Origin of the sequence: Roseburia sp. 831b, from assembly GCF_001940165.2 — a bacterium.
GTDB lineage: Bacteria > Bacillota > Clostridia > Lachnospirales > Lachnospiraceae > Roseburia.
The window spans coordinates 145,596-157,936 of sequence record NZ_CP135163.1; the positions used below are offsets into that span (position 1 = coordinate 145,596).

Here is a 12,341-nt window from a genome sequence, read left to right on the forward strand (position 1 = left end):
TGTGGGGTATATTTCAAGTAGTTTCTTGATACTTTTTTTCAGGAAAAATACAATTTGGAGCAGCAAGGCACAAAAAAAGCCGCTTCAAAAGCGGCTTTTTCAACAATTTTAAAAAATATTCTTACTTTTCTTCCCGTCTTGACTTTCCAAGATGTATCGACACAAGTCCATGCTTGATTTTCCTTAATTCATAGCTTGCTACGACGTTTGAGACACGTTTCTTGATTACAAGCGCATTGTATGGTTTCGAGACAAAATCGTCCGCTCCCATCTTCAATGCCCGCTGTTCCATCGTCTCGTCCATCTGTGACATAACAATCACCGGTGTCTGCCTTGTCTGATGGTTGGTTCGAATCTTTTCTAATAATTGGAATCCATCCATAACCGGCATTAATAAATCCAACAATATAATATCTACCTTAGACGCATTTTCCTGTAAATATAACCATGCATCTTTTCCGTTTTCAAATTCTTTGATGACATATTCTTTTTCAAATGTGGCTGCTAATGCGGCACGGTTTACCTCTATGTCATCAACAATCATCATAACACGGCCATCCTGTAACGCTTCGTTATTTTTCTCATTGATGGTGTAATCAAGTGTAGTTCTGCTTGTGCAGATCATCTCTGCAACCTCTGATACCCGAATCAGCTCCTCAAAGGCGCTTTTTTCCAACGGTTTGGAATAATAATACCCCTGCGCATAATTACAATCCATGGAGCGCAGGACATCAATCTGTTCCTTTTGTTCGACTCCTTCTGCTACCACTGCAAGATTCAGCCATTTTGCAAGACTGATGACAAAGCTTAAGATTCCTTTTCCGGAAGCCTTTCTTGTCTCTGTCTGGATAAATCCCATATCCAGTTTCAAGACGTCTACCGGCATCTCCGCAAGCATATTTAAGGAGGAATATCCACTTCCAAAATCGTCCATCTCAATCAAAAATCCTAGTTCCCGAAGGCGTCCGACAACGCGGATAATCTGCTGCGGATTCTCTGTATAAGCGGATTCTGTGATTTCCAGATGAAGGTATTTCATCGGAATATCGTATTTTTCAATCAAGGCTAGCAGGTTATCAATCAGCTTTGGATTATAAATATCAGCTCTGGAAACATTGACAGAAATTGCAATTGGCGGATATCCTTTGTCTCTCCATGAACGGATATCCCGGCATGCGCACTCCCACACATATTCATCGAGCTGCGATATAAAGCCATTGGTCTCAAACAGCGGTATAAAGTCCCCCGGAGATATCATTCCCATTTCCGGATGAATCCAGCGCACCAATGCCTCTGCTCCCGCAACCCTGCCTGTGTTCAAATCATATTTTGGCTGATAATAGACCTGGAACTGGTGTTCTTCTAACGCCGGCTTCATATTTCCAATGATAAACTGTTCGTGAAGCAATTTTTTTCTTAGCGAATCATCATAAACGCAAAAATATTCATCATATTTTCCACGATTCTTGTCCGCTGCAAGCTGTGCACGGTCACACATTGCCTCCACCGGAATCGAAGCATCTTCAATCGCATATATGCCACAATGAATCTTGATATCCATCTCAATCGGGAAATTCTCCACACGTCTGATCCATGGTTCAAAGCTCTCATTGGTATATTCCTTATATGGCAAAACGGCATAAAAGTTATCTGCACCAAATCTGCCGCAAATTCCAACTTCCCTGGCAATATCTTTCATCATTGCCGCCATATATTTTAAAACTTTATCCCCATAATAGACGCCAAAGGTATCGTTTACCAATTTAAAACGTTCAATTCCGACGCAAAGCAAGTCATATTTCTGATGGCTGTTTTCCTCTAACAACTCCTGCACCTTATGTAAGAAGAACTGTTTATTGTATAATCCCGTCAGTTCATCCTTCTGTGCTTTATTCACCATTGCAGCCTTCTCTCGAAGTTTAATGATATTATTCAGTCTTCGGATAATTAACTCCGCTTTGTATGGCTTTGCAATAAAGTCCTGAGCGCCCATCTCTAAAATCTTAAGTTCGTCTTCGTCACAATCTCTTTGTGATGTTGCAATGACAGGTATCTTGGATAACACCTCATCCTGGCGCATTTCCTCTAACACCTCGTAGCCGTTCATGACAGGCATCATCACATCCAGAAGAACCGCTGCAATTACATCTGCATGTTCGTGCATGCATTCCAATGCGACCTTTCCATTTTCTGCAAACAAAAGGCCATACTTGTCCTGTAACATCCTCGCTAAGATTTTTCGGTTGATTTCTTTATCATCTACAATAAGAACTGTTCGTTTATACATGGTCCGCCCCCATATCGTTTCTTCTTCACTGTTTCATTTCAAATACCATGATTTTCCTTATATTCTTACTATATTCTTTCTGAATTTTAAAATCAATCGGCACATAGCCTTTTCGCCGAACTTTCGCATAATTCGGGTAGATTTAGTCATCAAATCCGGTCAGAATCCTGCAAAAGTCTCCGGTTATCATGACAATGTCATCGAAACATACGCATTTTCCATCTTCCAAAAAAAGCTTTCGCCCGAAGACATCTATTTTCTTTACCACCCCTGTAAGGCTTCGATATGCCCCACCTTCTTTTTTCTCATCTTTTTGAAAGTACGTGATGTCCACACAAAGATGTTCGTTTAAATGTGTTTGCAGATATTGCAATTTTGCATCCAGCTGTTCTTTATAATCTTCGTCTAACTCTGCTTTCTTATCCGTTTGTCTTGCCGTCTCATCCACCGCAGCCCCGTAACCGGTCAATGCTGCAAACGGGGCAAATTGGGCTGCACGGTTCTCAATTGACATCCGTGGATGTTTTTTTGAAACCGGACGCGGTAAATGTATGATGTCCTCGTAGGAATCCTGCTTACCTCTCATGCCTGTCACCGTACCTTTCTATAAAATCTTTCCTCTACATCCGATGTCCACCAATCTGCTTATTACGGTCTATGGTTGTCGCGCCTTCCTCGAGATTCATTCCCTTTAAAATTGCATTTTTCCCAAATTTTGTCTTAATATCAAGCATCGCTTCCTGAAGCTTCCGCTCCTTTTTATCGGATTCTACATACATTTTCGAATCTTCCTTTGGTTCTAGCAAGTCAAACAGATTCATCTGTTCAAATGTATTCTCCTCTTTGGCAGCGGTCTCATCCATCACACGGTTTGCCGTAAGATTGATGCGGCGCACCAGGAGATTTGGATCGACGATACTGTCATACAAATCCAGCACTGCTTTGCGAATCTGTTTTGTCGAGGATGTCTTCCTATCCATATTGGCAGTTCCGTGTGCATGCTTTGGCACCTGCCTTCCATAATGGTCTATGGTAACAGGACCTTTGTATTTCGCCCGTATCTTGGGATCTGTCAGGTTTTCAATATCATAACCAATCGTCAACACCATCTGGTCTGTCACAAGCCTTTGTGCAACAAGATCTAACGTCAAAAGCTCTGTCATTTCTTTTACAATCAGACGCGCTTTTTCAAAGGAATATGGGCAGGAAAGCACCTGACCGGACCCGATGCCATGCTGTCTTGGCTGGTAGGTCTTGATATCTGAAATCGTACAGGGTTCATATCCCCATGCATGGTCAATCAAGAGTTCTGCATTAACGCCAAACATCCGATACAGTAAATCTTCGTTATAAAACTCATTCTCTTTGCCAAGTGAGCACCTTGCAATGTCTCCCATCGTCATAAGCCCCACCTGCTCTAACTTTCTGACATATCCATTCCCGACACGCCAGAAATCCTGCAAAGGTCTGTGATTCCATAATTTTCTGCGATAGGTAGTCTCGTCTAACTCTGCGATGCGCACGCCGTTTTCATCCGGCTCGACATGCTTTGCCTCGACATCCATCGCAATCTTACAAAGATACAGATTCGTGCCAATTCCGGCTGTTGCTGTAATATTTGTCTCATGCAAAACTTCCTGGATGATTTTGCATGCGAGCGCCCTTGCCGTCATCTTATAAGTTTTCAGATAATGTGTCACGTCCATAAAAACTTCATCGATGGAATATACATGCATATCTTCATGCGCCACATATCTTAAATAGATATCATAAATCATGGTACTGTACTTCATATAAAGTGCCATTCTTGGTGGCGCAACAATAAAGGAAAGTGCAAGTGATGGATTCCGTTCTAACTCCTCTGCATCATCCGATTCCCCAGTAAAAACATTGCCTGGTGCCTTGCTAAGACGTTCCTCATTCACCTGTCTGACCTTCTGGATAACCTCAAAGAGTCTGGCACGCCCTGGAATACCATAAGCTTTCAACGATGGCGTCACCGCTAAACAGATGGTCTTTTCTGTACGGCTTGCATCTGCCACAACTAAATTTGTAGTTAGAGGGTTGCGTTTTCTCTCCCTGCATTCCACGGAGGCAAAAAAAGATTTCAAATCAATTGCGATGTACATATGTAGTTCCTTAGGAACCAAAAAATCTTGTTCGTCTGGCATCTTTCTTCCTCCCTCCTTTCTATTACGGGCAACTTTCTTTCCATCAAAAATTGTTCGTCATTTACATTATTCGTACATATGTTTGGTTTTATTCTAACATCTTTTTCTCTTTTTTACAAGAAAAAGCAGTTACTCCAAAAGAATAACTGCCTTCTAGCATCCATTTTCTATTGTCGCTATGCTTCTCTATCCTAAAGTGATGAGAGGAAACGTAATACCTTTTTCCATTTTGGCTCATTGCGAAGTGCCTCTGCAATGGCTGGGTCTTCTTTCTTTGGAATGGATTCCTCCACAAAATAATAATCCGAAACATCTTCTCTTCCGTTCACCATCTTGCAAAGTTCCTTTAGAATCGCCATGGTTGTAATCATCATCTGTTTCACGTCAATTGCAACCATATCTCCGCTTTTTTCACGCTCTGCGTCATGGTCTTCTAGGTAGATACACTGATCTGCAAGGGTGCGCACTTCGTTCAGGCGGTTCCGCTGCTCGTTTCCCACTGCACTGAAAAAGAAGCTGACCGACCTGTTATGTTCATCCTCATCCCCATAACAAAGATAAGATTCTATTGAATCCTCTTGTTCCATTCCAACTTTATAAAATTGATTGTAAACATGACAGATATCCTCTGCTATTTTTCGAAGTGTTTTCGCACACTCAATCGGCTGCTCCCAATATTGCGCTTCCGCACACTCTAAAAGCTCGTTGATTTCATTGTATTTTCTTTGCAGGAAGGAATCCTCGTTTACGCATTCCTTAAAAAATTCAAAATTTATGGACATCTCATTTCCCCAGATTCTTTTTCAAAATTTATGCGCCATCATGTTCCATGATTCGACTTAATCTTTATTATAACACATTTTTCACCATTCGCCAATTGTTCTAAAAATGGCAGTAGAATCCTCTCTTTCTAGGAATCTGTGGATTTCATTCGTTATTGTACTTCCTATTTGTTTCATTGTAAGGTATATTAAGCGTATAAGCAATCCCATCTTTGCAGACAATGAATCAGGAGGAAAAACAGATGAATCCAGTATTTACCATTGAACAATTGCGTCCGGTTCGGGATGGCATGACCATTTCCAGAGATTCTAAGCTTGGAGAACAAAACAAAGTCACCTTTTTTTCCATGGGAAAAGATACTTCCATCAGCCAGGAAAGTTATGACCGCATGACGATGTACCTTGGTGCATCCGGAGTTGGAACTTTTTTGCTTAAGGAAGAGGCTGATAAGGTCCTTATGAAACCCGGCACCGCCCTCATCGTTCCTTCCAAAACATTGTGTGGAATGGAAACAGAAGATGGATTGGTGTACACAGAACTTATTTTTGAAAAGGAGACAAGTTTGAAACAAACAAGTAGAGGACAGCCTAAAAATAAAGAGCATAGCAAATAAACCGCCTAAGCAGTCGGTTTTAAAAATTGAATATATACACAACACCTAATCAGGTAACAGGAACAACATCATCTTTGATAATGTAGCCTCGCTGCTTCATTAAATTAAGTGCCTGTGAAGTAGTCAATACTTTGGATTTATTCACAGGTCGCGATTCAAGAAAACCTTCAGGCGTATATGGTTTTAGATCTGTGAGTATGTGCCAGATAGCGGTCAGGATCATACGACAGATGGCAATGATAGCTTTCTTGTGACCACGACGTGCTTTTATACGTCGATAACGGTTTGTAAATTCTGGGTGTTTCTTGGATTTGATTAAAGCATTTGCAACTTGCACCAAAACTGGTTTAAAATAAGAACCAGCACGGGAAATCCTAGTGGATTTGATTTTATGATTGCTTTGATCATTACGGGGACAACATCCAGCCCATGATATGAGGTTTTTAGCTGTGGGGAAGACAGACATATCACCTCCGATTTCAGAAAGCACCTGAATAGCAGTCATTGGGGTCTTATCGAATCCAGGTACGGTTCGTATAAGATTGAGAATGCTTTCATACTTATCACTGAGACGAAAGATTTCCCGTTCTATTTCTACTTTGTGCATTTCTAATTCATCAATGTGATTTAAACATTGTCTGAGCTTTACAGCTTGTTGTTTGGATATGGCACCATCAACAGCAGCTTGTATTTCTTCGGTAGGAGTCTTACATCTGCTATCCACAAAAGGTGACACATCAAATGTTTCCCCAGGGTGTTGTAAAATCTGTTCCGTAATGGAACGGGAGGATTTACCAAATATATCAGAAAAGACATCATCCAGTTTTAAGTTAGAAACAGTAAGACAGTTATGAGCACGATTCTTCTCACCGGTGATCATACAAGTGAGTTTGAAACGGTATCTTACTAAATCTCTTAATTCACGGATGTCAGCCGGTGGAATAAAGGAAGGTTTTACCATTCCACACATATATAGGTCACAAATCCATTTAGCATCCTTGCGGTCAGTCTTGTTGCCTTTTTGCGGTTTGGTATATTTGGGGTGGGAAAGAGTAACCCAGATGTTATTCTTCTCCAGAACATTAAAAACAGGGATCCAGTACTTACCGGTAGATTCCATGCAGACATCCGTACAGTTGTATTTGGAAAGCCAGTCACACAGCTCCTGCAGACCTTTGGTAAAGGAAGAAAAGCGGGCTTCTTTATACTCGGTACGTTTCAGGGAATCAGTTATGCCGATACAGGCATAGATCCAGGTTTTGTGGACGTCAAGACCACAACAGTTATTTTTGAGAATTTTAAACGACAATAAAAGTACCTCCTGATGATTTAGCGTTATAAAACTGACAGTGACTGGTCATCCGGCAAAATCGAGTCGACTTTGGAAGAGATAAGTTTACGGGCTACGTTATGCGCCAATCATTGATGCCTTAACGGATGACCGACAACAAATAATTATACGAGGTCGCCGCTATACAGCCCCGCCACTCACCTCCACGTGTTCTGTAGTGTGTCAGTCTTATAGGTAAATAATATCAGAAGGAATATAAATTAGAAAAGCGGAAGTTAGCCAAAGTGTTTCATGACGCATTGGTGCCTTTCGCAGAAAGGCGGATTATAATTATGAACCAGAACATAAAAACAAACGAAGTATTTGCATTAAAAGATTTCATTTCTTATGAAGAAGGCAGCATCGCAAACATGGATGTCGTAAGCAATAACACCATGAAATATGTGCTAATGGCATTTGATGAGGGAACCGGTCTTACCCCACACCGTGCTCCTGGAAACGCAATCGTATTCGCTTTGGAAGGAAAGGCAACCATCGAATACGAAGGAAAAGACTACGAATTAAGTGAAGGAGAATGTTTCCGCTTTGAGAAAAATGGTCTTCACAGCGTAACTGCAAACGGAAAATTCAAGATGGCATTATTGTTGGTATTAGAATAAGAAAAATTGCAGATGCACAAAAAAAGCTTCCTAACGGAAGCTTTTTTTCTTTGTAATCGTATAAGCAATCATCATTGCAATTCCTGTTATCACCCAGGAAATCGGATAGATAATCATAAGTACCCAGAATTCATGCACCCTATGGCACATGGTTGCAATCCAGATTAACCGAAGAACACAGGAACCTAAAAACGTAATGATTGCCGGAAGAAGAGAATGACCCAATCCTCGCATCGCTCCTGCACTCACTTCATAGACTGCCGTCAGCAATTCCAGGGTCGTTGCAATCAAAAGTCTTTGGTTTGCATAAACTAACACCCTGGAATCCGTCGAATATAAGCGTAAGAAAAATCCACGGTTTAACACAAAGATACTCGATAAAAATCCACAGGATACCATCGCAAAAAGCATGGAAATACGAAAAATTTTCTTACATCTGTCCTGCTCCCCTGCTCCGTAATTCTGGCTGGTAAAGGTTACCGTCGCCTGTGCAAACGCATTTACCATAAAATAAGAGAAAAATTCATAGTTGAGCGCAGCCGCAGAACCGGCAACCGCCTCTGAACCGAAACTGTTGATGGCACTTTGAATACAAACGTTTGCGATAGAAAACATCATTCCCTGTAATCCTGCTGGAATCCCAATTGTTAAAATTTTCTTAAACTCTTTGACATTGATGGCAAGCTTTTTCCATTCCAACCGGATTGGCTCCTGCTCATGAAGCAGAACATATAAAATGATGCCGGAACTTACTATATTTGAAATTACCGTCGCAATTGCAACACCAGATACCCCCAAATGAAATACGATGACCAAAATCAGGTTTAACACCGTATTAACAACCCCGGCAACAATCAAACTGTAAAGTGGACGTCTGCTGTCCCCGGTACTTCTAAGAATCGAAGAGCCAAAATCATATAACATCATGAAAGGCATGCCAATCAGATAGATTCTAAGATATAGTACTGCCAAATCAATGACATCCTCCGGTGTTCCCATCAAAAGCAGTACCGGTCTTGCAATGAACTGCCCCAATACCATGACGAAGAAACCACTGAGCAATGCAACTACAATTGCCGTATGTATCGCAGCCTGAATATTCTGTTCGGCCTTTTGTCCGATGTAGTGTGCAATTACAACATTTGACCCAAGTGAAATTCCAATAAAAAGATTAATCAAAAGCGAGATGAAAGAGCTGTTGCTCCCAACCGCAGCCAATGCCTGGCTACTTGCAAACCGTCCCACCACCGCAGTGTCCACGGAATTAAACAACTGCTGTAAGATACTGCTCGCAGCGAGCGGCAACGCAAAAATCAAAATTTTATTCCACAATGGTCCCTGCGTCATATCCATTGATTTTTTTCCTATTGTACTCATAAAAAACCTCTTTTATTTCTCATTTTTCTGCCTTTTTCCACTAAAACTCAAACCGGCAAAAAGCAGGGTCGGGAACACGATTCCCGCCAAAATTCCCGCACGAAGGTTATTGTTCCATGCACTCGAGACAAATCCTACCAAAGTTGGTCCACCGGAGCATCCTAAATCTCCCGCAAGGGCAAGCATGGCAAAAAGTACTGTTCCGCCTCTTCTTAAAGATGCGGACGCCTTGCTAAAGGTTCCTGGCCACAAAATACCAACGGAGAATCCGCATATGCCACAACAAATCAGTTCTACCATTGGAAACGGTACCAATGCGATACCTAAGTAGGACAGGATGCAAAGAAAACTGCTCGCTTTCATAAAACGATCCAAATCTAACTTTTCTCCGTATTTTCCATAAAGGAGTCTGGAAAGCCCCATTAAAATGGAAAGGGACATTGGTCCTACAAGGTCGCCGACTGTCTTGGTGATTCCAAGTCCTTCCTCCGCAAACGTGGATGCCCACTGGCTTACGGACTGCTCTGCTGCACCGGCACAAAGCATCATCACCATCAAAAACCAGAATGTCTTTTCTTTCACAAGCTCGACAAAGCTCATGCCACACTCTCCCTCTTCCTGCAAACTGTATATTGGCACTTTTGTAAAAAGAATCAGATTTCCAATTGGAATGAGCAGCCAAAATAATGTCAAAATCTTCCAGTTTCCGGTTCCAAACAAGGAAAAGAAAATGGTAGAGAGCAACACAACACCCGTGCATCCCCAGCAATAAAAAGAATGTAACAAACTCATCGCACTCTCCTTATTATCGGTCGGGCATGCTTCAATAATCGGGCTGACCAGCACCTCTAACAAACCGCCGCCAATCGCATAAACAGATACAGACAACAGAATTCCAACAAAAGAATTCTCAAAAACTTCCGGCAAAACCGTAAGCAATCCAAGCCCCAGTGCTGCGAATATATGCGCCAGAATCACTGACGCCCGATATCCAATTTTATCAATAAAACCGGCTGACAACATATCAACCAACAGTTGGATTACAAAATTAATCGTAATCAAAAGTGTAATCTCCGACAGCGGTATGCCATAACTTTTTTGAAAGGTGACAAACAAAAGCGGGACAAAACTGTTCACAATTGCCTGCACTACATAGCCCATAAAACAGGCGTATGTCGTTGCCTTATAACTTAATTTCATCTCATTAACCATGCCTTTCCGTACTCGCCAAAACTTCTTATTTATTTTGCAGCGTTTCATAAATTGCTTCCGTCTGCACATCATCATATCCGCTCATATAATAATCGGTTCCATCCGCCTGAAAATAGAGGAATTCACTGTTTTGCGGATTTAAAAACACCTGGCATTTTCCAACATTGCGAATATAGTAAGTCCCTTTTTCCAGATTGTCCATGCCCGTTCCCTCGGACTTGCTCCACTTCGGAAGTTCGGTAATCATCTTAAGATTCTCAATGTCGTCCGTGTCAATCTGATACTCTGTCCGAAGATGTACCGCACGGAGCGTGTCGTCTTTTATATCCAGATGAATCGGTGTAAATTCCTCTGATATCAGCCAGATACAAAGAACTGGAAGTGCGAGTAAGACGATGGTCGTAAAGATACTCGTCACCTTTCCAATCGGCGTTGCCATATTTAACGTAGTGCCAATTCCTACCTTTTTATTCACCACTGTCCGTTTATCCCCCGGATTGTAATAAAACATTCCGAAAATCCAATTGTCATCCTCATCGGTCACGGACGTCATATCATGCTTCGCCTCATAGTGCTTTTCGATATGTTGTAAGCTTCTTATCAGAAGAATTGCAAGCACCAGAATTATAACCGCATAGAGTATAGCACCAAATATCAGAATTGTCACTGCATTTTCCGTGAAAAATGATGCAAGTACAATTGTAATTGTAAAGCCGGTATTTCCCCAGACACAAATCAGCCAAAAATTCTTCCACACATTCTTTTTTGCTCTGGCATAATTCACATTCACATCACTGTCACTGCTTATGACTTCAGCTGGCTGCCGGTCCATCACAACGGCACAAATCCAGAAAATGATGCTGCAGGCTGCAATTTCAAGTGCCGCAATACTGACGCCTTTTTCCGGAATCATAGCTGTCGAATACCAGTATTGATATAGATAGGGGAAAATGCCATCCAAACCAACCGCCACAAAGCCAAGGAGTGTTGGCAGGAAAAATGGGAAAAAGCTTACTCTTCGTATTCCACCCGCAGCTTTTAGCTCTACATATTTTTCCATGCTTGCCTCTTCATAGACATTGTGCTCTTTTTTCCACTCTTTTAACTTCTTATTTCCTTTTGCAAATGGTACATACATGATGACAATAGATGCAAACAGCCATATCATCCAGATTGTCGTCTGAATGGAAAAATGTCTGGTCAAAAGACTCGTAAATGGAACCAGCATAAGAATCCAAAAATCCCGTTTCATCTCCTTTTTAAAATCAGAAATCACCTGTTGTACTTCTTTTGTCTCCTTCCATTCCGGTTTCATTGTAACTGCAAACAAAGAATCTTTCTCCGTCTTGTAAGTCCACTTTATTACAAAGTAGAACAATATTAAGATTGGATACATGGTCACAAAATATATTAGATTTATCATAAAAATACCGTTCCTTTCTATCGTCCGTATAAGAATGAGAGTTCACACCTTTATTCTCCAAATATTTTTTCACACTCTGTGAAAAAATCCTCCTTGGTCATACCACAGACCTTTGCCTCCGATACAATCTGCTGCAAAAGTTCCCTCGACTTCTCGCTTAGCTGCTTACTTTGCGGGAATTCTAACCGCACACGTGCGCCATTCCGCCTGTCCGCATAGATATAACCTTCCTGTTTTAAGAGCGCATACGCTTTATTTACAGTCATGGAATTGATTCCGATTTCTTCCGCTAATGCCCGGACAGTCGGAAGCTGCTCCCCCGGTGAAAGCCTTCCATCGGAAATTCCAAGCACAATCTGGTTGCGAAGCTGCTGATAAATGGGGATTTCCGACATCTCATTGATTGAAAGAATCATGTTTACTTTCTCCTTCCTACTTTTGATTATGTATTATTTGTATTATTAATTATAATACAAATAATACATAATGCAAGTAAAAAAATCCGCATTACATCTTGTAACACGA

The 12,341-nt window shown here is 41.3% G+C and carries 10 protein-coding genes and 1 pseudogene; 2 read left to right on the forward strand and 9 right to left on the reverse strand.

Going from position 1 to position 12,341, the window contains the following annotated elements:
• Positions 1-121: 121 nt before the first annotated feature.
• The 4 genes from BIV16_RS15245 to BIV16_RS15260 all read right to left on the reverse strand — a co-directional run bounded on the left by BIV16_RS15245 (position 122) and on the right by BIV16_RS15260 (position 5,240).
• Positions 122-2,287 carry an EAL domain-containing protein gene (locus BIV16_RS15245; protein WP_083625287.1) on the reverse strand — a complete coding sequence of 722 codons (2,166 nt, stop codon included), beginning with the start codon at positions 2,285-2,287 and terminating at the stop codon, positions 122-124.
• Positions 2,288-2,429: 142 nt separating this feature from the next.
• Positions 2,430-2,873 carry a hypothetical protein gene (locus tag BIV16_RS15250; protein ID WP_075681453.1) on the reverse strand — a complete coding sequence of 148 codons (444 nt, stop codon included), beginning with the start codon at positions 2,871-2,873 and terminating at the stop codon, positions 2,430-2,432.
• A 34-nt stretch (positions 2,874-2,907) separates the two neighbouring features.
• A complete protein-coding gene (locus tag BIV16_RS15255) occupies positions 2,908-4,458 on the reverse strand; it encodes a Y-family DNA polymerase (RefSeq protein ID WP_075681455.1) in 1,551 nt (516 codons plus the stop codon).
• Positions 4,459-4,649: 191 nt separating this feature from the next.
• Positions 4,650-5,240 (reverse strand): hypothetical protein, encoded by a 591-nt coding sequence (locus BIV16_RS15260; protein ID WP_075681457.1) that lies wholly within the window; start codon positions 5,238-5,240, stop codon positions 4,650-4,652.
• A gap of 242 nt (positions 5,241-5,482) precedes the next feature.
• On the opposite strand from BIV16_RS15260, the gene BIV16_RS15265 reads away from it, so the two are divergent.
• On the forward strand, positions 5,483-5,854 hold the full coding sequence (locus BIV16_RS15265) for a hypothetical protein (RefSeq protein ID WP_075681459.1): 372 nt from the start codon (positions 5,483-5,485) through the stop codon (positions 5,852-5,854).
• A 49-nt stretch (positions 5,855-5,903) separates the two neighbouring features.
• Here the strand turns inward: BIV16_RS15265 and BIV16_RS15270 are convergent, their stop codons facing one another.
• On the reverse strand, positions 5,904-7,163 hold the full coding sequence (locus tag BIV16_RS15270; RefSeq protein ID WP_075680103.1) for an IS110 family transposase: 1,260 nt from the start codon (positions 7,161-7,163) through the stop codon (positions 5,904-5,906).
• Positions 7,164-7,477: 314 nt separating this feature from the next.
• Between BIV16_RS15270 and BIV16_RS15275 the strand changes: the two are divergent.
• A pseudogene (locus tag BIV16_RS15275) lies at positions 7,478-7,804 on the forward strand (cupin domain-containing protein); the annotation flags it as partial.
• A 30-nt stretch (positions 7,805-7,834) separates the two neighbouring features.
• On the opposite strand, the gene BIV16_RS15280 reads toward BIV16_RS15275, so the two are convergent.
• The 4 genes from BIV16_RS15280 to BIV16_RS15295 are packed head-to-tail and all read right to left on the reverse strand — an operon-like array spanning position 7,835 to position 12,232.
• Positions 7,835-9,181, reverse strand: coding sequence for an MATE family efflux transporter (locus BIV16_RS15280; RefSeq protein ID WP_083625261.1), 1,347 nt, complete (start codon positions 9,179-9,181; stop codon positions 7,835-7,837).
• Positions 9,182-9,193: 12 nt separating this feature from the next.
• Positions 9,194-10,381, reverse strand: coding sequence for an MFS transporter (locus BIV16_RS15285; protein ID WP_075681463.1), 1,188 nt, complete (start codon positions 10,379-10,381; stop codon positions 9,194-9,196).
• 37 nt (positions 10,382-10,418) lie between these two features.
• The gene (locus BIV16_RS15290; protein WP_075681059.1) at positions 10,419-11,816 is read right to left on the reverse strand and encodes a DUF5808 domain-containing protein; all 1,398 of its coding nucleotides are present in this window, start codon (positions 11,814-11,816) and stop codon (positions 10,419-10,421) included.
• A gap of 50 nt (positions 11,817-11,866) precedes the next feature.
• Positions 11,867-12,232, reverse strand: coding sequence for a GntR family transcriptional regulator (locus BIV16_RS15295; protein ID WP_075681061.1), 366 nt, complete (start codon positions 12,230-12,232; stop codon positions 11,867-11,869).
• Between the last annotated feature and the right edge of the window lie 109 nt (positions 12,233-12,341).